The organism is Williamsia sp. z34 (genome assembly GCF_059553395.1).
Genome location: NZ_JCANWW010000006.1, coordinates 158,706 through 179,483, shown reverse-complemented (window position 1 = coordinate 179,483; position 20,778 = coordinate 158,706). Strand labels below are relative to the sequence as shown.

Here is a 20,778-nt window from a genome sequence, read left to right as displayed (position 1 = left end):
CGATCAGCCGTCGGGCGATCGGTACCTGTAGCTTCGGCCCGTGGGGTTTTCGCCGGTAGGGCTCATCATCAGTCTTGCCGTACTCGCTCCCAACCTTCTGCTGTTGTTCTTTCCGTCCGAGACCCCGATTCCATCGGCCACCGTGGCGCGGCCGCTGACATTGTTGGAACGCGGGGGACAGGCGTTGTGTCTGGTTGTCCCGGCAATCACCCAGCCGGGGACTGTCGTGCATTGGTGGGCTGCGCCGACTCTGGTTTGTCTCGTGCTCTACTACGCGCTCTGGGGGCGCTATCTCGTGGCCGGTCGCGCCGGCGCCGCGCTGTATCGGCCGTTGTGGCAGGTGCCGGTGCCCATGGCGATCTTGCCGGTCCTGGTGTTCCTCGGCACCGCGGCATGGCTCGGCAACGGTTGGATTGCGGCGGCGGCGGTCATCCTCGCAATCGGACATGTGCCGGCGGCGTTGAGTACCTCCGATGCCCTCCAACGTGGCCGATGACCGTGGAGTCTTCGCAGATCGAGGGCTCGATTTCTCGCATCCGGCTCCGTGTCATATGCTGATTCAGCTCCCAACGGAGAACACCGGCCCCCTTCGTCTAGCGGCCTAGGACGCCGCCCTTTCAAGGCGGTAGCGCGGGTTCGAATCCCGTAGGGGGTACGCATTGCCATCGTTCGCGATGGCAGAGCAAGCAAGGCCCTGTAGCGCAGTTGGTTAGCGCGCCGCCCTGTCACGGCGGAGGTCGCGGGTTCGAGTCCCGTCAGGGTCGCTTTAGATTTCCGGCTCGCCGGAGGGTCGCAAGCGATTGCGACTGACATCCAGGTTCGCCTGAGTGTCGTTCGGCCAGGTAGCTCAGTTGGTACGAGCGTCCGCCTGAAAAGCGGAAGGTCGTCGGTTCGATCCCGACTCTGGCCACCATTGTTCGACCAGTCCCGGATTTGCATTTGAATCGCAGATTCCACGCGGGCTGCCCGATGGTCTCGGGCCATCCCGACGGGCCACCGAATCAGTACCTGCTCAGTGCGAAGTGACCGTCACTGCGGCCACTGTCGAATTGCCAGGTCCAGGCTCTTCCGCCACTGTCTCCGGGGACCCAATCCAGCCGATACATGGGCCGCACGGGTTCGAGGGTGTAGTCCAGATTTGCGTAGTTCGCGCGCAGGGCGAGACGGGAGAGCGTTCCCGCCGTATCGAGGCGAGGCTGTAAGCGGTCGAGGATGATCAATCCGCGGTCGGAGAACTCGTCGACGATCGTGCAATCGCAGAAGTAGGCCAAGGCGCCGATCTCTCCGGGCGAGCGGACGGGATCTTCTCCGACGATCGCGCCCACCTCGGTCGCCATCCGGGCGTAGTCCTCGGCGCCGGCCCAGTTTCCGAAGATCACCGGTTCGTGCCACGGCATTCCGCGTCCGGTGTTCGACACCGTGGTGAGGAGCACCGCGGCGATGGCGAATGCAGCTGCGGTCAGTTGCGGTGCGTGCTCAAGGATGCCGGTGCGTCCGGTCCGGATCCGCGTGGCCAGCGTGCCCACCGCGAGTACGGCGAAGCAACCGAGGCTGAGCGTGGGAACGACGTAATACCAGTGATACGGCACGGTATCGAGCACGGAATAGGCGATGTAATAGAGGATTCCGGCGATGCCGAGCGCCCACAGCGGGGCCGGTATCGACCTCCGCACGCGCGGGATGAACATCCAACTCACCGCCACGACCACACCGACCAGCGCCGGACCGAATGCGGCCAGCGTGGCGACCGGTCGGCTGTCGAAATACAGTTCGGGCCCGCTCAGGTAGTCGTATCCGCCGACATCGGAGGCCTGGCCTTCCTTGATCAGAAACGTGTCGGGTATCGCCGAACCGAGCACCACCCAGCTGAACAGGTACCAGGGGACCGCAACTGCGACAAATGCGGCACCGGTGCGCCACGACCAGATTGCGCGGGTGCATCCGGCGACGACGGTCACACACACGATCAGATCCAGCCGGGTCAGAACCAACAGCCCGGCGACGACGCCGAAGCCGATCATGTTTCCGCGCAACGCCAGCGCGGTCAGGCTGAGCAGCCCGGCACCGATCAGCAACACCTCCAGTCCGATCGCCGACAGCACAAAGGGATTGAGAAGCGCCAGCAACAGCACGGCGGCGGCGTACCAGCCGGAGACGCCGACCGACCTGGTGATCGACCGCGCCGCGCACGCGATGACGATCGCGCAGATGGTGTTCGACGCCGCCAGCGCCAGTATCGGATCCGCCCCGCCGAACCAGGTGGTGGGCCAGGTCAGTGCGCCGAGCACGAGAACGTTCAGCGGCGAGGTCGAGGTGTTGGCGGTGAGTTCCGGGACGACTCCCCAGTGCGCGTGCTCAGCAAGGTTGCGGCCGGCGGCAAGCGAGATGTAGGCGTCGTCGGTGAGGCTGTTGTGGGTGAACCACGAAACGAGAAGTCCGGCGGCTGCGCCTGACAATAAGAAAGGCCAATAGCGCTGTATGCTGGCCGCGACTGTCATCGCGCCTGATTGTATGGCAAGAATCTATGCTCACCATCTGCGCGCGAGGTTCCCTATCAAGGAGAACAGCAGAGCATGAGTGATGTCGCGGCGCCCGATGTGATCACCGACGTTCCGGCCGGGCAATTGCTGGTGCAGCGAGGTCTGTTCGGCTGTCCGGTCGACACGGTCAACCCGCGGATGTACTCGAGGTTGGTGCGCGGGAAGGCGGACTTGTCCCGCTCCACCGTGTCGTTGCGTGCCGGTGCCGAAGTGGACACCGATACGTACTTCGGCCGGTTCGCGGCGAGCTATTGGCAGCAGGCCACAGCGTCCCGGACCGTTCGGGTGACCCTGGCGCACACCACCACCGGCCGGTTGCGGGTGGACATCATCGCCGGTGACATATCCGGCCGCGGACGCACCGTGGCCACCGACACCGTGTTGGGCAGCGGAGAATTGCAGCTCGAGGCCTCGCTCAATGACTTCCTCGATGGCGGCGCATTGTGGTTACGGTTCAGCGTCGCCGGCGGGGATGCCGACGTGAGCCGGGTGCGCTGGTCCGTGCCGCATTCCGGAACGCGGGCGCCCGTCGCGATCGGGATCTGCACCTTCAACCGGCCGGACGATTGTGTCCGGACCGTCAGCGCCCTGGCCGCTGATCTCGACGCGATCGCCCAGGTCAGTCTGGTGTTGGTGGTGGATCAGGGGTCGCTGGCGGTCGCCGACCATCCACAGTTCGCGGAGTTGTCCGAAACGCTCGGCGGGAGACTGGTCTATCTGCGTCAACCGAACCTCGGTGGCGCAGGCGGATTCACCCGCAGCCTCATGGAGGCCAACGCACGCCTGGAGGCGCCGGATGTGGTCCTGATGGACGACGACATCGTGTGCGAGCCCGAAACGGTGTTGCGGCTCAGCGCTTTTGCCGCCGCCACGGTCGAACCCACCCTGGTCGGTGCCCAGATGTTGTACCTGACCCGGCCCGATCGCCTCCATGTCGGCGCCGAGCGCGCCGACCTGACCAGATTGCAGGCCGGTCGGTGGGCACCGAACGCACGACACGACTCATCGATGCTGAAAAAGCGGCAGAACCGACGGGTGGATGCCGGTTACAACGCGTGGTGGACCTGTCTGATCCCGTCGGCCGTGTTGGAGGGTACCGGCCTGCCACTGCCGGTGTTCTTCCAATGGGATGACATCGAGTTCGGAATCCGCGCCCGCGACAACGGCTTTGCCACGGTCACCCTGTCCAACGCCGGGGTCTGGCACGCCGAGTTCGACCGCAAGGACCGCGATGACTGGGCGAAGTACTTCAGTGTTCGAAATTCCCTGATCACCGCAGCGTTGCACAGTGACATCGACGCCAACGCGCTGGGCAAGCGGCTGGGTCGTGAGGTGATGCAGTATCTGGTCTCGATGCAATACGGACTGGCCCTCACCATGATCCGAGGTGTGGAGGACTTTCTGGCCGGACCGAAGATCCTCGAGGACGGCGGTACCGGTGTCCTGCCGGACATTCGCGCCGAGCGCGCGCGTCACCCCGAAACGGTGATGTACCCGGCAGCCGAGATCCCGGACATCCGGTTGGCCGACATGCAGACCTGGCTGCAGGGCCACGAGCCGCGTAAGGACCTGATCGATCTGGTGCTGGCCAAACGCCTTGTCTACCAATGGCGGGGACGCACGATCCCGGGCGTGATACGACTGCCCGCCGGGGACGCTTCGTGGTGGCACGCCTCCCTGTTCGAACATGTGGTGGTGACCGATTTGTCCCAGGCCGGAGTGCGGGTACGCCGCCGGAACCCGAAGGCGTTGCGCGAGTTGACGTGGCGAACCATCAAGCTGATCAGGCGATTTCGCGAGCAGGCACCGGTGGTCGCACAGGAGTACCGCGAGGCTCTGCCGGAATCGACCAGCGAGCAGAGCTGGAAGCGTCTGTTCGGTTGATCGTTCACATCGCCGAATGTCACTCCTGGTAGCGGCCCACTTGGTTGTCGTGAGTTCGGTGGAGAAAGTCTGCCCTTTTGGGAAATGGCTACAGGGTCCGGTTGCGCGAAGATGGATGGAACGCAAATCGGCATCGACCATCGGGGACTGGCAATGGAAACCACTCACGACACGTCAGGCCGCCTGCGCTCCAAAAATCTTGTCATCTGTCTGGACGGAACGGCCAACAGCATTCGTGTCAACGGCAATACCAACGTCGTTCGCGCGTTGCGCGCCTTCTCGGAGAACCGGGATGAAGAACATGATCCCGGTTGCACCGGGCAGGCGGCGCCGGGAGATTCACCTTGTTGCCAGGGCTATCGTCCGCGACAACTCCTCTACTACGACCCCGGTGTGGGCACGTTCTCTTCCTCCAAGGTGTGGACGCCGATCGGGCGGCTGATGTCGCGGCTCAGCGGCCTGGCATTCGGCACCGGACTGAAAACGAATCTTGCCGAGGCCTATACGTTCCTCATGAACAACTGGAACCCGGGGGATCGGATATACATCTTCGGGTTCAGTCGGGGAGCGTTCACGGCTCGGGCCCTGGCCGGTCTGCTGCACAAGATAGGCATTCCGCGTCGATCGTCGGAGAATCTCGTGGAGTACGCGATCAAAGAGTATGCCCGCCGAAAGAAGGTGTGGGACGACGCGGACACCGAGGAGGCGCGCAGTTTTCGCGTCACGGTGTGCCGGCTGGCCGACCCCAAGAACGACACGGTGGTCGGCATGGGTGAATCGGGTGCTCTGACCGGTGATCAGATCGACGAGATGTTCTCGGTGCCAGTCGAATTCATCGGCCTGTGGGATACCGTCAGTGCGCCCGGCATATTCGGCCGGTCGATGCTGTTCGACGATTCCGACGAACTGCCCAACGTCAGGCAGGGGCGGCACGCGATAGCCATCGACGAGTGGCGCAGGCCCTACAAAGAGCAGCCGGTGGGGAAAGAGTCCGCGGTCGAGGAGCTGTGGTTCGCGGGTGTCCACTCCGATGTCGGTGGGAGCAGCAGCAAAGGCAACGGGCTCGGCAACATCACCTTGATGTGGGTTCTGCGCGGTGCCATCCAAGCCGGGATAGTCCTCCGGAAGAACTCGATGGCCGGCGGATTGCCGCAGGTCGTGAATGAGATGGCCGGCGAGGACTGCAACAAGAACTCTTGGGTCTGGCGTCTGCTGATCCCGGTCCGTCGCACGCCCGCGGACGGCGCCGGCCGACTCCACTGCAGTGTTTCGGCACGCATCGCGCTTCGTCCGAAGGACAGGGCGGCTCGGCGCCTGGAGCATCTGCCCGTCGTCGAGGACGCCGGCTGGTTCGAGGTTCCGGTTGAGAACAGGGCCCGCGCACTCGCACAATGACCGTCGGGCACCTCGGTACGTGACGCCGTCACGGACGCCTGTGCAAAAACCGAGTAGCGCAGTACTCGTGTGGCCGGCCGAGCCGGATGGAAACGTCATGGCGACGATGCAGACGATTCGAGCTCGGGGTGATCGATATGGCGGCCAGTACCGACATCCGGGACCGGAACCGGAAGGTTCTCTCCCGTGGTGTTGTCACCTGCGCGGCGGTGATCTGGGCCGGCGTCCTGATCGCGTACGGCGACGATCCGGACACACCGCCTCGAAACCCGCCGCCGCCGGAGACGGTCAGTATGGAAACGACCGCCTACGAGTGAACGGCGAGTGCGCTGTCGACGACTCGGCGCATGTTTTCGCCGAAGGCCGTTCGGGAGAATCCCTCGGCCCACGAGCGGATCTCCCGTGAATCGAAACTGCCGGGATCGAAGGTCGTCATCGCCTCGGCGAGCCCGTCGATCACCCGATCATCGTCGCCGGTGGGGACAAGGATCCCGCTCTTACCCGGGATCACGGTGTCGAGTGCACCGCCCTCGCCCAACGCGATCACGGGTGTTCCGGTGGCCATCGCCTCGACCGGAACGATGCCGAAGTCCTCGACGCCGGGCATGAGTAGCGCTCGCGCTCGCCGGTAGAGATCCAATAATTGTTGGTGGGGGACCCGTCCGACGAAGACCGTGTCATCGGCCGCCAGCTCCTGGCAGACGTCCATCCATCGGCCGTCACCGACGACGATCAATCGCTTACCGGCCTGCCGTGCGGCCCTGATCGCCAAGTCGGGACGCTTGTACGGCACCATTCGGCCGGCGAGCAGGAAGAAGTCTTCACGCTCGATCGAGTGATCGGGGGTGAAGCCGTGCGTGTCCACGGGCGGATGCACCACGGTTGCTTCCCGACCCCACCATCGCTGAATCCGATCGGCGACCTCGGTCGAGTTCGCGACGATCCGCTCGAGCCGTCCGACCGCTTTCAACTCGTCTCGGCGCGCCACTCGCGCCAGTCCCGCGAGCACTGCTGCACCGACCGAGCCCCCTGCTTCCTGCGCTCGGAAGGCCGGGTCCCACGCCCAGCGCGCCGGGCTGTGCACATAGGCGATCACCGGGGCGTCGGTGGCGAAGGCCACCTGCGTGGCGAATGCATGATGACTCACCACCACCGCATCGACCTCACCGAGTTTCATCCCCCGAAAGGCACTGGGCAGCAACGGCATCAGCGGCGCGTAAGAAGTCCTACCCAGCAGGCGGTATGCGCCGTCGACCCAGGTCGTCACCGGAGGCGAGTGAAGTCCGGCCGGTATGCCGGACGGGCGGGCGAGTGGAACATGGACGGCGGCGTGTGGCCACGTCGACGACAGCTGCTCGACCACATGTTCTGAACCCGCGATCTCCGTGAATCGCTCATGGACTATTGCCAACCGCAGATCATTCATGATTGCGTCGATTGCCTGCGGCACGTGGCAATCAATCGGTGATTACCCATTTTGTCCGCGGTGTACACCAATTGAGCATTGCGGATATCCACGCAAAGCCGCCCTTCGCTTACCGAGAATGTAACTGAAAATCTTCCGGGCTCCGAAGGAATCCTGGTTCGTTCGTTCCCGAACGTAGCAGTTTTTATTCGAGGTCGCGCATCACACGATACAGGCGATGGTTCAAGCGAATTGTCAGACCTGCGACAATGAATTTCGTGCACACTCCCCGGGTCGGTCATGCGAGCAGCGATCCTGCGTTGTCCGTTGACGTGTTGTTCGACGCCAGGCATATCCGGCAGAGCGGAATCGGGACCTACATCAGGACTCAGATCCCGGTTCTCGAACAAGTGCTCAACGATCGCGGATTTGGCCTCGCCATTCTCGCGGACCCGAACGCACTCCCTGTGACCAGCGCAAATACTCGCGTGGTGTTCTCGGATCCGGCCGACGCCCGGATGTATTCGCTCCAGGAGCAACGTGTGTGGTGGCGGGCATTGGCCGAAACGCGTCCACGGGCATTGTGGGTTCCGCATTACCCATTTCCGCTCGCGCTGTTGGCTCCCCGGCATCGAAAAACTCGATTCTTCTCGACCGTGCACGACACCCTTCATATCGAAGACAACAAATTGAGCGACCAGAATCTGGTCAAGAACGCGTACGCACGAACAATGCTGAAACTCGACGCGCGGCGGACGGCGACAGTTTTCACTCCATCCGAGGTGACCGCGCGATCCGTGGCAACGTTTGCCCCGTCGACCGAGGTGTTGGTGACTCCTATCCCCGTCGACGACATATGGTTTTCTCCGCCGGCGCCGGCACTGTCGCCGATTGAGTCCCCGTACGTGCTGTACGTCGGAAACATCAAACGTCACAAGAACTTGCCGGTATTACTCGAGGCATTTGCGGCGATCTCGGGTTCGGTTCCCCACACGCTGGTGATTGCTGGTGGCGATGAGTCGCTCAGAACACTCGACGACCGGGTCACCCGGCTCGTCGAGAGCCTCGGCGAACGCGTGCAGTTGACGGGCAGGCTTCCGTTCGACCGTCTGCGCGCACTGGTGGCACAGGCGGACTTCCTGGTGATGCCGTCACTGTACGAAGGTGCAGGTCTGCCTCCCCTCGAGGCCATGGCGTCGGGGACCCCCGTCCTGTCGTCGAATATCGCTGTCCTGCTGGAAACATGCGGTGATGGTGCCGACTACTTCGACCCGCACGACTGCCAGGCATTGGCCTTGCTCATGAAGAAGTACTGCGACGACGACGCTGCCAGGGCATTGTTGAGTGATCGCGGCCAGTTGCACGTCAAGCGGCGCCAGGCGGAGATCTCGGCGACAGCAACCGCCGAGGCGATTTGTTCGGCACTCGAGGAGGACACACATTGACTGACAGATCACCGGCACTGTCGCGCCGCCATTTCCTCGGGGCGCTCCCGGTGGCGGTGGTGCTCACCTCGTGTTCTGGTGCGCCGCCGGCGGGATCCACCCGCGATATCCGCCTCGTCGCCGATGACGGAGAGATTCGCGACGTCCGCGATTTCGGTGCTGTGGGGGATGGCGTGCAGGACGATTCCCTTGCCATCCGCAGCGCCGTCGCTGCGCTGAATCCCGGCGACGTCCTATGGTTCCCGGCCGGGACCTACCGCTTTGCCCAGCGTCATCCCGCAGGCAATGCCGCGATCGCGGTTGCGGGTATCTCTGACGTCTCCATCGACTTCGAGGCCGGGGCCGAGTTGTTGATGGACAACCTCGACGGCAACGGCATGGGTACCAGTCACGGCGTCGTGCTGCGCGGTCCGGCCGAACGTGTCTCCTTGAACAACGTGGCGGTGCGTTGGGCCACTGCGCCGGCGCAGCGCTCGATGGGGGACGGTATCCGCGTGGTGGGTTACCCATCGGAAACCGCTGCGGTGCCTGCCGGTTGGACCGGGTCGAACGGCCCGGCGGTTGGGGTGACGCTGCGCAACTGCCGGGTGGAGGCGAGCCCGCAGGCGGGCGTGATCATGATGGGCGTCGCCGACATCACCGTCGACGGCCTTCATGTCGAGGACACCAAGGCCGACGGTCTTCATTTCAACGCGTGCCGCCGGGGGACCGTCGAGAACTACTCGGCAACGAATACCGGTGATGACAGCCTGGCGCTGGTGACCTATTACTCTGCACAACCCCAGTACGACAACGCTTCCGAGACGTTCTCGTTCCCGGCTCTGACCGAGTGGTCGAACACCGATTTCGACATCACAGATGTTGTCGTGACCGGTGGCGGAGCAAACGGGATGCGTCTGGCCGGCGTCAACAGATCGACGGTCACCGGACTGGCGGTCAGCGGAAAATCCGCCGGTGCAGGCGTGATGGTCGACTCGGCCTCGGTTGCCTCGACTGCCGGGTGGCACTACGTGGCCAGCCGCGGCGTGACCCTGGATGCATTGACCATCGAGAACTCACACATGGGACTGCATGTGCTCGCACGTCCGAACGGCTCTGTCGGTGACACGTTCAGCCGTTTCGACCTCGATATCTCCGGGGTTGCGGTAACCGACTGCAGTAGTTGGTCCGTACTCATGGAATCGGTTGCAGTCCAACCGGTCACCGGTGTTCAGCTGGCTGATTGCACGGTGATCGACACTGCGATCGCGCAGGGAACCGGGGCCGTGGGGTTACAGACGTCGCAGGGCATGTCGTGGGGAACCGTTTCCATCACGAGCGCGCAGCCCGGGCTGGCCTTCGCTGCCGACAACGCGGAACAGTTCGAGATCGACCAGCTCAATGTGACGGTGACCGGCCCGCCGATCCCCTCTGCAGGCGCTGGGCCGTTCGTCCAGTTCCTCCGCTCGTCCGGCACGGTGTCAACCGCGAATCTGGTCTGGACGCAGGCTCCTTCGTCGTGGCTGCCGATTCTGGTGTACAGCGACAGGTGCGTTGATGGGACGCCCCGCGACACAGAGGTGACCATCGGTGCCGTGACCACCACCCCGCCGAAGGGCGAACCGGTCTTCGTGGCCTGCCGATAGCGGACCGAACGGCGAACGGTCTATCCGTTCTCACACCGGTGAATCGATGGGTCGAGCCTCGGGTGCCAGTAGCCGGGTGGCCGACAACCGTGCGCTTCGGTTGACTCTGCTGCGGAACAGTGGTCGCGGGAAGTCGTTGAGCACAACGCCGCTCACGCATACATCGGCCAACGACAAACGTTCGATTGCCGCACCCACCTCGGCGTACCTGGTGTGGTCGGACCGGGCCACCAACAGAACGCCATCGGCCCATCGCCCGAGCACCAGCGCATCAGACCTGGCCCCCAACGATGCGGTGTCCACGATGAGGTAATCGGCGCGGCTCGCGAGGTCGACCAGTCCATCGCGCATCCTGGCGGTCCCGAGTAGGTCGGATCGGCTGCCCACTGCGGGACCGCCCGAGACCAGCGAGAGCTTCGGATGGCAACTGGTCGAGACGTATCGACCGATATCACCGTCACCCAGGAGGTAGCCGTTCAGTCCGGTTGCGGTGAGTCCGTCCTCGGGTCGGGTGCGATGGCGGTCAGCACTATCCGGGTCGGTCGTGGAGGCATCGACGTAGACCACCTCGTTGCCGCTCTCGGCCAGCGACACAGCCAAGTTCACCGCGACCGCTGTCTTGCCGTCGCCGTCGATGGCGCTCGAGACGATGATGGTCCGGCAGGTGCCCTGGCCGGGTTCATGGTCGGTGATCAGGGCGCGCAGCCGGCGGAATGCTTCGGCGACCGGGCTGTCCTTCCTGAAGTCGACCAGACCTGATTCCAAGGCCTTTGCGGCGGGAATGCACGCCGGCACCGGTCCGGACAAGAACTTCGCGAGTGCGCCGGCATCCTGAACCCGTCGGTTCACCTGTGTGCGCAGGTAGGCGTACAGCAGTCCCACGAGCAGTCCCGCAATCACGCCGAGTGCTGTGTTGCGCACGTACTTCGGGCCGCCCTCGGCGTCGTCGGGTGCAGCGGGGCTGATCACCGCCAACCGCACGGGCTCGGTGGCCGCCGCCTCCGGCAGGCCTGCCGGGTCGGGAGCCACGGGCTCGGTGGCCACCATCTCCGGCAGGCCTGCCGGGTCGGGCGCCACGGGCCCGGTGGCCGCCGTCTCCGGCAGGGCTGCCGGGTTTGCCGGGCCTGCCGGGTCGGGCGCCGATGTGATCCCGTCCAACATGGCGACGGTTTCGGGCAGTGCTTCGGCCAGTGCGTTGGCGAGCTGGGACGACGTCTCGGCATCCTCTGCGCGCACGGTCACCGTGAGGATCGCGCTACCGATATTTGCGCTGGCTGTGGTCTTTTCGCGGACGTCCGAGAACGACATCTCCAATCCGGTGTCGTCCAGCGCGGTTTCGATGACCAGATCAGAGGTCAACAAACTCGTGTACGCATCGGTTCGCTGTCGACTCATGCCGTCGGTGTCGCCGAAATGAGGCGTCTGGTAGATCACCGCCGACGATTCGTAGCTCGGTGTTTGTGTGGTCGTCAGAATGGCGCCCAGGGCTCCACCCAGTACGGCGCCGACGAGCAGGACGATCCACCGATCGCGGACCGCCGCGACCGCCGACCGCAGCCACTCACTGCCCACCGTGGACGGCCGGTATGCCGCACCTGCAGAGTTGCTAGCCAATTGACTTCACATTTCCTTCCGGAACCAAGTCCTCCGGTTTCCCGGTGGAGGGCAGTCGTGCTGCCAGGAATGCACAAACAAGCGTCAGGAGGACAAGGAAAATGGTCAGGCCCTGAGTCAGCAATTGAATACGCCACACTTCGGCGAAGCAGTAGGCGAGGACTCCGGCCGATCCGGCAATCACCGGACCGTAGGTCAGGAACCGGCCGAATACGTAACCGGCGAGCGGAAACAACAGCAGCGTGTAGAGCCATCCCCACGCCCCGAAATCTGCATACGTATCTGCGAACTCGGAGTTGGTGGTGAAATTCGGTGCAAATGAGACCGTGAAGTCGTACGAATCCGCGCCCAGCGATTCCTTGGCCCTGACCTCGTGCGCCGGGACCAGGAAGGTCGGCAGCGCCGCCGCCGCGGAGCCGACCACCGAACCGGGGTTGTCGAAGGATCCTCGCATGACGGCGTCCGATACTCCCACCGACACCTGCGCCGGTACGGCCAGGTAGGCGCCCGACTGGTAGAGGTTCATCGCAATCGGATTCGTGACTCCCGCGTCCCGGTAGTAGTTTCCGTTCCGGACGTAGTTGAGCGTGGTGAGCAGCGCGAACATGATCGCAACGGCGACGAGTATGTGCAACGGTCGCATCGATTTCCGGTCGGCGCCGAGTGGTTCTCGGGCCACCGCCGTCTGCAGGACGAGGTAGACCACCACCGCCATCAGCAGGGACAGGCGCGAGGCAATCATGGAGTTCGCCACCAGGAGGCCTACTGCGAACAGTGCGAAGCCCGGATGTAGCACGTTCTTTCGCCACAGATAGATGCTGATCGGCGCCGCGAGGATGGTCGCGTACCGAAGTGTCGCCAGGCCCGCAGAATCCGGAAGTGCCTCCGTGAACGTATTGCCGGCCTGGGTTGTCAGTGCCTCGGTGATCGACGTCGCCGACGCAATGCGGGAATACGCGTACCCGACCCCGGCCGTGGCCACCGCCAGGATGAGAAAGAAATAGCGTCGCTCGAACCCTGCACTGGACGTGCGGTCGACGGACCCCGATGACGGTGTCGTCCCGTGCCCCAGTCGCCAACCGATTGTCGCCAGGACTACAACCGTGATGTACCAGACCGCGAGCAACGTGACGCCGGCAAGTGTGAAAGGCGCCGGTCGAAGGAATCCACGCAAGTCCATCCAGGACCCTGCCGGACATCCGCCCGCCGAACACCAGCCGATCAGCGATGCCCAGGCAATGAATGAACCGAGGACGGGGACCATGATCAATACGGCCGGTGCGAGCCACCACGGCGGTGCACTCCGAAGTGATGAATCCTCGACGGTCACTTTCGGCGAAAAATCAAACCACATATTTGTCTGGATGTTTACTTGCATAATTCAGCGGACGCGCGAGAAAAGTCGGATCATCCGGAAAGAATCTCGAACCAACCATCGTCGAGTCCCTCCATCGCAAAAACAGCTCGATCTCCGCGAGCGCGGCAGCCAATCCGTGGCATACACTACTACAGGTGGAGCGTACCGTTTTTTACAGAAATGCATATCGGCACCGACTGCCGAAAAGTGCTTCCGTTGAATTGAATGCAGCCACGAATAAAACTCGCTCACCGAGGCCTGCAGTGCTCGATGGCCAATTCGGAGAATCCACGATGTGGAACGTGTTCGGCGAGGCCGAGGTGTGCTGACGCGCATTCGCTCAGCGATCGACGTGAAGCATGTCGAGCCACTGGTGCAGATTCTCGCCGGGCTGGCGCTCAACGCTTTTCCCGCAGTATTCATCGCCGTCTTCGCGCGCGTTGCGCCCATCGAGCAGCAGGGCCGTCTGGCTGTGTCGCTGGCGATCGGAACCTATGTGGCCCAGCTGCTGTCGGCGTTCGTCGTCGAGTCCCGTCTGGCGACACCGGACGCCGACCACAAGATGAAGATGCCCTGGTGGATGGTGTTGCTGACTTCTGCGTCGGCGATCCTGCTGATCGTGAGTCCCGCGGTGCCGCCGACGGTGATCACACTGATCGGTGTATTGGGCCTGTCGTCGGGCCTGCTGATGGCTCGGACCATCGGGGTTGTGCGGGGCAGATGGAAGCTGGAATCGATTGCCGCAGCGACACTCATGGCGGGTTGCCTGGGTGCCCTGGTCCTCGCGGTGTACGACAACCCCAACTGTGTCAGGGTGCTGGCAGCGGGCGCCCTGCTGGCCGTTCTCATCAGATGTTGGCCATTACCGGCCCGACGCGACAGTGGATTTCCGCCTGACCTGAGCAAAGCTGCGTGGGTCACCGGCGAAACCGCGACCGTTGGCATGGTGCAGCCGGCGTTGGCGTCCTTCATCCTGGCTGTTCTCGGTCCATCAGCAGCCGTGGGTTTCCGCGTGGTGTCGACCATTTCGGGAATCCTCGAACCGATCCTCGCTTATGGCCGGGTACGCCAACTCGCGCACGGCCACCGCGGTGAGGTGGCCAATGTCGCATTGATCCTGGTGGTCGGTACGGCGGCGATCTTCGGCGGCGCGTACCTGGGCATCTGGAGCCTGATCTTCGGTCCGGCCTGGAGCAGTTCACTGTATGTGGGGCTGGCGGTTGCATGCGGGTGGAAGGCCTGCATGCTGATCACGACCATTCCCTTTGCCGCGCTGCGGCGCGCCGGCCGGACCACGATGGTCTTCTGGCTCAGGGCGGCCAACGCCACGCTCTACGTGGTGTTGGGCCTGGCCTTCTTGTTCGGCTTCGGCTCCGGCACCGCGGTATTCGTCTCGTTTGTCATCACCGAGCTGCTCATGTTCGTGCCGTATCACGTGGCCGCAGCAAGGTTTGCGCCGGAATACAATTCGGCTTTCTCCAACCGTAAGCGAACTCGTGATCTGTCGGCTCGGAAGGCATGAGGACCGTCCCGTGGATCACTCGGCTTTCTTCAGCACTGCCAGCACGGTCAACACCAAGATCTTGAGGTCCAGCCAGAGCGACCAATTCTCGATGTAGTAGTTGTCCCATTCGGCGCGGTCTGCGATGGATGTCTGTCCGCGCAAGCCGTTGACCTGCGCCCATCCCGTGACGCCGGCCTTGACCCGGTGTCGCTCGCCGTATCGGCGGATCTGCGCCTCGAAAAGGGTTACGAACTCCGGGCGTTCGGGCCGAGGACCGACAAGGCTCATCTCACCCCGCAGGACATTGAGCAACTGGGGGAGTTCGTCCATCGACGTCGACCGCATCAGTTTCCCGATCCGTGTCCGTCGATCCACGCCCTCGACGCCTCCCGGTGCACTGCCCGTTTTCGGGATGAACTCCGGTGTGGCGGGATCGGGCAGCCGCATCGACCGGAACTTGAGACAGCCGAAAACCTGCCCGTCACGCCCCACCCGTTGTTGGGCGAAGAAGATCGGCCCGGGGGAACTGAGCCGCACCAGCAAGACGAGCAACAGGAAGATCGGCGAGATCGCCAGCAGGATCAGGCCGGCGGTGATGCGGTCGCTGATGTGTTTGGCCCGGAACTGCCAACCTCGTGGATTGGTGTGGGGGACAGACAACAGGGGCATACCGCCGATGTGGTCGACGGCGCTCTTCGAACCGATCACCTCGTACATGCGGGGTACCACCCACACCCGGAGTCCGTGACGGTGCGCGATGCGGACCGCTGCCGTCAGCATCTCCCAACGAACGTTAGTGAATGCGACGACGAGACGTTCGGCACCGGTGTCGGCGATCGCTTGTTCGAGTTGGTCGACAGTGCCCAGGTGCGGCGCGTGGCGGGTGGCGATTGCCTGGTCACCTCGGGTGGGGGACTCGGCTGACAACACACCGACCGGATGCATGCCGTGTTCGGGAGCCGCGATCATCCGATCGATCACGTGTTGGGTGACCTGACCTGACCCGATGACCAATGTGGGGGACACCAGGTGGGAGCGCCGTTGCAGTCGGCGTTGGATCAACACGCGAACAAGGCGCCCGAAGGGCATGAGGATGCTGGCACACACCCACAGCTTTGCCACGGCTGCCCCGGGCCGATCGGTGATCCCGAGCATGACCAGGTTGCCCAACAACAGCATCGACGCGATCGCAGTGGACGAGAGGATCCCGAAGAACTCGTCGAGGAATCGGCGATTGAGGGAGCGGCGGTACATCGAGCGTGCACCCATCACCACGATCACCGCGGGTACGTAGAGCACAAACCACCACAGGGGTGGATGAGGTGACTGCGATGCGATCACCCACCACCAGGCGAGCGCCACGGCAACTGCTGCGGCCAACGCATCGATCGAAATCGTCGTGATGGTACTGAGGGGATCGGTTCGAATGAGCTCCCCGAAATTCCTGCGGGCCTTTGGGGAAATGGATGGGGCACCGCTGGGGGCCGTTGCGGTTTCGACCTCCAGTAATTGTGGCAATTCCCACTCCATTCATGACAAACCCAGACAAACATCAAATTGGCGCACTCACAATTAACCACACTCTATCTGGGCTGCCGAAATCCCCGCCGGGTTCGAGCACGATTCACTGCTCCCGGTGGTCACACAAATCTATTGCGACGCCAAGATTTCATTGATCGAAGAGCGTGTTCTGAACAACGTGCGCAAGGTCGGTCATGATCTGAATCTCGCCGCTCGACCAATGATGCGGCTGAGTGTCCCAGGCGCAGAGCGTACCGACAGCGTGCCCGGCGTCGTCGATGATGGGAATGCCGATGTACGAGCCGACCGCGCCGCTGCGAGCGGCCGAATGATCCGCGAGCACCGGATGGTCGACGATATCGTCGATGATGAGTGGGGCTCCGCCGGCCACCGCGTACACGCACAGCGAATCGGTGAGGGGATACGTCCGCCGGTCCCCGATGTCATCTGAGCGGGAGGCGATCCCGACGGTCACCTGCTCAATGTCGGTGATCATGTTCAGGGCAGCGTACGGAATCCCGATCGCTTCGACGGTCATGCCGACAATCTGATCGATGGCCGGATGAGGTCCCTGCTCGAGCAGCCCGGTCTCGTGAACCGCGCGCAGCCGTTCGCTGTCGTTGAGCACCGACCACGCCGAGGACGGTGCACCGTTCTCGGCTGCCCGCAGTCCTTCGAGGACCGCGATGAGTGCGGGATCGGCATATGCGCCGGTGATCGCAGAGAAGTGATCGCGAGGGCTGCGAACGGATCGCTCCGGGGAATCGGAGACCCTTTCGGAGTGATCACCGGCTCCGTCGTCGCCCGGGTTTGCAGAACCGCTCGCGTCCGTCGAATTCAGGGAAGTCATTTGGCATCTTTCGTGAATCGATAGCAATTGTTTTTACTACCGAGATGGGCTGGCAAGGATATGCGGGTCCGCGATATTCCGGTCGATCCGAAACCCCGGCCGGCCACGCAGCACCGACATGAGTATGCCGCGAGGTTGCCTTGTGCAAACACTGGGTGATTCGTCACGAGCCGACCTTGACGGTGTGGCGAATGCACCGAAAGGCCCTGGCCTGCATCTCTGCAGGCCAGGGCCTTCGATATGGTCAGACCTGGGACGGCCGAACGTCGTGTCCGGTTGCTCGCCGCTCGTCAGTCGGTCAGCCACATTTCTTCGGGCAGTGGCGATCCGAGTCCGTACATGACGATGCCTTGCACGTTGTCACCGGCGATCACCGAAGGCGTCGACCGGACGAAGAACACGCCGGGAACAACCTCGGCGATGCGCTCCTGCGCGGTGTCGTAGGCCGCTTTGCGCTCCTCGACGGTTGTGCCGACCCGACCGGCGTCGAGCGCTGCGTCGAGCTGCGGGTCACTGATCCCACTCATGTTGCCCTTCGACTGGGAATGGAAGCTGGTCCACAGTTCGGTGTCCGGGTCCAGGACATTCGCCGAGGTGACCACCATCTGGAAGTCCCGTCCCGCCACGACAGAGCCGATGGCGCTGGAATCGAGGGCATTGATCCCGACGTTGACGTTGTCGAACGCGCTCAGCTGGGCCTGAACCGCCTCGCCGGTCTGCTTGTTCTCCGTGGTCGAGAACGAGGTGAAATCGAACGACACGGGCTTGCCCTCGGCCGCCAGTTCGTCGAACAGGGCCTGGGCTTCGTCTTTGTTGTTCTCGATCAACGGGATATCGCTGTAGAACGGGGAGACCTCAGGAAACAGGGTGGTCGGTACAACACCCGCACCGTTGTAGACGACGGTGTTGATGGTGTCGAGATCCAGGGCGAGTGACACCGCCTTGCGGGCCCGCTCGTCGTCGAATGGTGCGCGACGGGTGTTCATCGCCATGTAGTAGCCACCGCCGGCATCGACGAGTTTGTTTGTGAGTCCGCCACCCTCGGCCTTCTGCAGGTTCGCGGCGTTCGATTCCGAGGCGAGGTCGACGGCGTTGCTCAACACGGCGTTGTATCGCTGGGCGGCGTCCGGGACGAACTGGATCGTGAGTGTGTCGAGGTACGGCTTCGGTGCGTCCCAGTAACCCGGGTTCTTCGTCAGCGTCATCTCGTCCTGGCGGGACCAGCTGGTCAGTGTGAACGGCCCCGCGCCGACCGGCGCCTTGTCGAACTCCTGCTTGCCCTTCTGCAATGCGGTCGGGGATGCGATCCAGTTCAGGGCGCTGGTGACCACCGCTTGGGCGTAGTGCGAGTTCGGTTGGACCATAGTTACTTTCAGCGTCGTCGAGTCGATGACCTCGGTGCCGGCGATCTGTGGACTGACCTTGCTGGCCCCCGCTCCCAGTGCCGGGTCGCGCATGCGTTCCCAGTTGAACTTGACCGCTGCCGCGTCGAGGGGTGTCCCGTCGGTGAACATCAGCCCGGGCCGAAGTTTCATCGTGTAGGTGCTGCCGCCGTCGGTGGTCGAAAAGTCCTCGGCCATCTTGTATTCGATATCCAGCGAGTCGGGTGTGTTGATCATCAGAGTCCCGTAGAGCGCATTGCCGAGCTCGGGTTGACTCGCCCACACATTGCCCAGTGCCGCCGGATCCAGGGTGCGTGGCTCGCTGACCTGGATGATGCGTCCGGCGCCACCGGCCACCGGATCCCCGACGTCCGCGGACGATCCGCCGGAGGAGTCGGCCGAACCGCATGCGGTCAGCAGGAGGGTCGCAGAACACACCGCAGCAATTGCCGCGGTGAGTAGACGTCGTTGTCGAATCATCGTCGACCTTTCAGTGAATTATCTTGTGGGCGAATCAGATAGAGGAGAGTTGTGAAACGCGAAGGGCGATCCGGGGCCGGCGACTCACATCGGTTCCCGATGCGGGCCGGCGAGCTGGCCACCATCGACGACGAGAGAGGTGCCGGTGCAGTAGGAGCTCTCGTCGGAGGCGAAGAACAGAACTGCGTTGGCGACGTCCTCCGGCTTGCCGAATCGGGCGATCGGTTGCTTCTCCATCGCCGAGACCAGGCGGGTGCGCACCGTTCCGGTGGCTTTGAGCATCATCGGGGTCTCGATGAACCCGGGATGGACGGAGTTGACCCGCACGTTGTACGGGCCGCCCTCGAAGGCAACGGCTTTGGTGAGCCCGGTGACCGCGAACTTGGAGGCGACGTAGGTCGTCATCCCGGCCACGCCGACAAGTCCGTCGATCGACGAGATGTTGACGATCGAACCACCGCCGTTATCCCTCATGATGGGCAGCGCGGCACGTGTGCCCATCCACACCGAGGAGACGTTCAGCTCCATGATGTTGTGATGACCTTCGTAGACCTCGTCGACGATGTTGCCGACACCGCGCCCGCCACCGGCGTTGTTGACGAGCACGCCGGGTGGTGCGAAGTGTTCACTCGTCACCCGTAGCAGCTGATCCCAATCGTCCTGGGAGGTCACGTCGGTGTGCACGAACAGTGCTCCCGCCCCCAGCTCGTCGGCGACCGTCTTGCCCAGTTCGTCATTGACATCGGCGATCACGACGCGGGCGCCCTCACTCAGGAATCGTCGCGCTGTTTCTGCTCCGATGCCGCTGGCCCCGCCTGTCACGACCGCGACTTTGCCTTCAAGCCTTGTGCCCATGTATCCGGTCCTCTTCTCCGCTTCCGCGGATCGCTGTGTTCCGCAGTGGTTTCGCTCCACGGATGGTGTCTGTCGTCGATATCGGTCTTGGTGCCGAGGCCTAGGCCATGAATGAACCACCGTTGACCCGTACCACCTGGCCGGTGACGAACGAGCCCGCCGACGAGGCGAGGTGCAGCGCCGACAACGCGATGTCACGGGTGGTGCCGACCACCCCGAGTGGGGACGCCGTGGTCATCGTCATGATGTACCGCTCCCGCTTGTGGTGATCGATGGAACCGTCGGCATCGGTCCAGTGCTGGTTCGTCATCCCCGTCTCGACCCACCCCGGGGCGATGGCGTTGACCCGGATCCCGGCCGGCCCGAGTTCCAGTGCAAAGGTGCGGGTCAGTTGCACCACACCGCCTTTCGAGATCGCATAGGTGACGCGTCCGGGACTGGACCGGTCGACGATGGCCGAGGTGAGATTGATGATGCTCCCGCCGGCCGGCATGACCCGCCCCGCCGCCTGGCAGGCGAAGAAGGTGCCGCCGACGTTGATGCGAAGTACCTTCTCGAGTTCCTCCGGCGTCACCTCGAGTGCATTTCGCATGATCATGATGCCGGCGGCGTTGACGAGGATGTCCAACCGACCATGTTGGGCGACAACATCCTCGACCGTTCCGGACACCGCTGCGGGATCGGCGACGTCCAGGTGGCGCGTGGTGATGCAGAGACCCACCGCCTCGGCGCGTGAACGGGTTTGTGCCAGTCCGGATTCGTCGACGTCCGTGGCAATCACCTGCGCACCCGCCGACGCGAGCACAATTGCCGTCTCCTGACCGATGCCACCACCCCCGCCGGTGATCAGCGCGACTTTGCCGGTGACGAGATAGGCGTCCGTCACGGCCGGGATCTGGCTGGTCATACGATGCTCCGTTC

Annotated in this window: 16 protein-coding genes and 3 tRNA genes; 10 read left to right on the top strand and 9 right to left on the bottom strand. The window is 63.5% G+C overall.

What is annotated here, in order from left to right; translation table 11 throughout:
• The first annotated feature begins 40 nt into the window (after window positions 1-40).
• The 4 genes from AC51GT_RS16630 to AC51GT_RS16615 all read left to right on the top strand — a co-directional run bounded on the left by AC51GT_RS16630 (window position 41) and on the right by AC51GT_RS16615 (window position 913).
• Window positions 41-496 carry a hypothetical protein gene (locus AC51GT_RS16630; protein WP_496329471.1) on the top strand — a complete coding sequence of 152 codons (456 nt, stop codon included), beginning with the start codon at window positions 41-43 and terminating at the stop codon, window positions 494-496.
• A gap of 86 nt (window positions 497-582) precedes the next feature.
• A tRNA-Glu gene (locus AC51GT_RS16625) sits at window positions 583-655 on the top strand.
• A 35-nt stretch (window positions 656-690) separates the two neighbouring features.
• Window positions 691-764, top strand: a tRNA-Asp gene (locus AC51GT_RS16620).
• A 72-nt stretch (window positions 765-836) separates the two neighbouring features.
• A tRNA-Phe gene (locus AC51GT_RS16615) sits at window positions 837-913 on the top strand.
• A gap of 88 nt (window positions 914-1,001) precedes the next feature.
• Here the strand turns inward: AC51GT_RS16615 and AC51GT_RS16610 are convergent.
• The gene (locus AC51GT_RS16610) at window positions 1,002-2,456 is read right to left on the bottom strand and encodes a hypothetical protein (RefSeq protein ID WP_496329470.1); all 1,455 of its coding nucleotides are present in this window, start codon (window positions 2,454-2,456) and stop codon (window positions 1,002-1,004) included.
• Window positions 2,457-2,573: 117 nt separating this feature from the next.
• Here AC51GT_RS16610 and AC51GT_RS16605 point away from each other — a divergent pair, with 117 nt between their 5' ends.
• From AC51GT_RS16605 to AC51GT_RS16595, 3 genes are all read left to right on the top strand, one after another.
• Complete coding sequence (locus AC51GT_RS16605) at window positions 2,574-4,424, top strand: glycosyltransferase (protein WP_496329469.1); 1,851 nt, start codon at window positions 2,574-2,576, stop codon at window positions 4,422-4,424.
• 153 nt (window positions 4,425-4,577) lie between these two features.
• Window positions 4,578-5,819 carry a T6SS phospholipase effector Tle1-like catalytic domain-containing protein gene (locus AC51GT_RS16600; protein WP_496329468.1) on the top strand — a complete coding sequence of 414 codons (1,242 nt, stop codon included), beginning with the start codon at window positions 4,578-4,580 and terminating at the stop codon, window positions 5,817-5,819.
• A gap of 137 nt (window positions 5,820-5,956) precedes the next feature.
• Window positions 5,957-6,136, top strand: a complete 180-nt coding sequence (locus AC51GT_RS16595; RefSeq protein ID WP_496329467.1) for a hypothetical protein — start codon at window positions 5,957-5,959, stop codon at window positions 6,134-6,136.
• Here the strand turns inward: AC51GT_RS16595 and AC51GT_RS16590 are convergent.
• Window positions 6,127-7,245, bottom strand: a complete 1,119-nt coding sequence (locus tag AC51GT_RS16590; protein ID WP_496325053.1) for a glycosyltransferase — start codon at window positions 7,243-7,245, stop codon at window positions 6,127-6,129. The two genes, AC51GT_RS16595 and AC51GT_RS16590, sit on opposite strands and share 10 nt — an antisense overlap.
• A gap of 257 nt (window positions 7,246-7,502) precedes the next feature.
• On the opposite strand from AC51GT_RS16590, the gene AC51GT_RS16585 reads away from it, so the two are divergent.
• Both AC51GT_RS16585 and AC51GT_RS16580 read left to right on the top strand, forming a co-directional pair.
• Entirely contained in the window at window positions 7,503-8,669 is a 1,167-nt protein-coding gene (locus tag AC51GT_RS16585) for a glycosyltransferase family 4 protein (RefSeq protein WP_496329466.1), read from the top strand.
• Window positions 8,666-10,294, top strand: coding sequence for a glycosyl hydrolase family 28-related protein (locus AC51GT_RS16580; RefSeq protein ID WP_496329465.1), 1,629 nt, complete (start codon window positions 8,666-8,668; stop codon window positions 10,292-10,294). Before AC51GT_RS16585 ends, AC51GT_RS16580 begins: the two co-directional genes overlap by 4 nt.
• Before the next feature lie 30 nt (window positions 10,295-10,324).
• Here AC51GT_RS16580 and AC51GT_RS16575 read toward each other — a convergent pair whose 3' ends face one another.
• Entirely contained in the window at window positions 10,325-11,908 is a 1,584-nt protein-coding gene (locus AC51GT_RS16575) for a tyrosine-protein kinase domain-containing protein (protein ID WP_496329464.1), read from the bottom strand.
• A complete protein-coding gene (locus tag AC51GT_RS16570; RefSeq protein WP_496329463.1) occupies window positions 11,901-13,262 on the bottom strand; it encodes a hypothetical protein in 1,362 nt (453 codons plus the stop codon). Before AC51GT_RS16570 ends, AC51GT_RS16575 begins: the two co-directional genes overlap by 8 nt.
• A 325-nt stretch (window positions 13,263-13,587) precedes the next feature.
• On the opposite strand from AC51GT_RS16570, the gene AC51GT_RS16565 reads away from it, so the two are divergent.
• Window positions 13,588-14,787 carry a polysaccharide biosynthesis protein gene (locus AC51GT_RS16565; RefSeq protein ID WP_496329462.1) on the top strand — a complete coding sequence of 400 codons (1,200 nt, stop codon included), beginning with the start codon at window positions 13,588-13,590 and terminating at the stop codon, window positions 14,785-14,787.
• Window positions 14,788-14,802: 15 nt separating this feature from the next.
• On the opposite strand, the gene AC51GT_RS16560 is transcribed toward AC51GT_RS16565, so the two are convergent.
• From AC51GT_RS16560 to AC51GT_RS16540, 5 genes are all read right to left on the bottom strand, one after another.
• Window positions 14,803-16,299 carry a sugar transferase gene (locus AC51GT_RS16560; RefSeq protein ID WP_496324847.1) on the bottom strand — a complete coding sequence of 499 codons (1,497 nt, stop codon included), beginning with the start codon at window positions 16,297-16,299 and terminating at the stop codon, window positions 14,803-14,805.
• Between the two features lie 139 nt (window positions 16,300-16,438).
• Window positions 16,439-17,140 carry a GAF domain-containing protein gene (locus AC51GT_RS16555; RefSeq protein WP_496329461.1) on the bottom strand — a complete coding sequence of 234 codons (702 nt, stop codon included), beginning with the start codon at window positions 17,138-17,140 and terminating at the stop codon, window positions 16,439-16,441.
• A gap of 290 nt (window positions 17,141-17,430) precedes the next feature.
• Window positions 17,431-19,002, bottom strand: a complete 1,572-nt coding sequence (locus AC51GT_RS16550; RefSeq protein ID WP_496329460.1) for an ABC transporter substrate-binding protein — start codon at window positions 19,000-19,002, stop codon at window positions 17,431-17,433.
• Window positions 19,003-19,086: 84 nt separating this feature from the next.
• Window positions 19,087-19,857, bottom strand: a complete 771-nt coding sequence (locus AC51GT_RS16545; protein WP_496324844.1) for an SDR family NAD(P)-dependent oxidoreductase — start codon at window positions 19,855-19,857, stop codon at window positions 19,087-19,089.
• Window positions 19,858-19,957: 100 nt separating this feature from the next.
• Window positions 19,958-20,764, bottom strand: a complete 807-nt coding sequence (locus tag AC51GT_RS16540; RefSeq protein ID WP_496329459.1) for an SDR family NAD(P)-dependent oxidoreductase — start codon at window positions 20,762-20,764, stop codon at window positions 19,958-19,960.
• Window positions 20,765-20,778 lie beyond the last annotated feature (14 nt).